This window comes from Pseudomonas sp. PS01297, assembly GCF_029959305.1.
GTDB classification, from domain to species: domain Bacteria; phylum Pseudomonadota; class Gammaproteobacteria; order Pseudomonadales; family Pseudomonadaceae; genus Aquipseudomonas; species Aquipseudomonas helleri.
The window spans coordinates 1-291 of sequence record NZ_JASCPQ010000223.1; the positions used below are offsets into that span (position 1 = coordinate 1).

Annotated in this window: 1 protein-coding gene; it reads right to left on the reverse strand. The window is 58.1% G+C overall.

From position 1 onward, the window contains the following. Positions 1 to 88: 88 nt before the first annotated feature. A partial coding sequence (locus QMX84_RS26380) for a YceI family protein (protein WP_282365156.1) occupies positions 89 to 291 on the reverse strand: 203 nt, incomplete at its 5' end.

Sequence of the window (291 nt, forward strand, 5' to 3'; positions counted from 1 at the left end):
GGGCTAGGGTGAGGGGCTCTTGCTTTTCATAAAAAAACGCCCCGGCTCTTACAAGCCGGGGCGTTTTTTTAGCCCTCTAAAAGCGCAATTACTTGGCCTTCACGCCTTCCAGCGAGATGTCCAGGTCCAGTGTTTGAGCGGTTGGGCCCGGGCCTTTGATGCCGAAGTCGTTCAGGTTCAGCGTGGTGGTAGCGGTGAAGCCAGCACGTTCGCCGCCCCATGGATCCTTGCCTTCGCCGTTGAATGTGGCTTTGAAGGGCACAGGCTTGGTCACGCCGTGCAGCGTCAGGT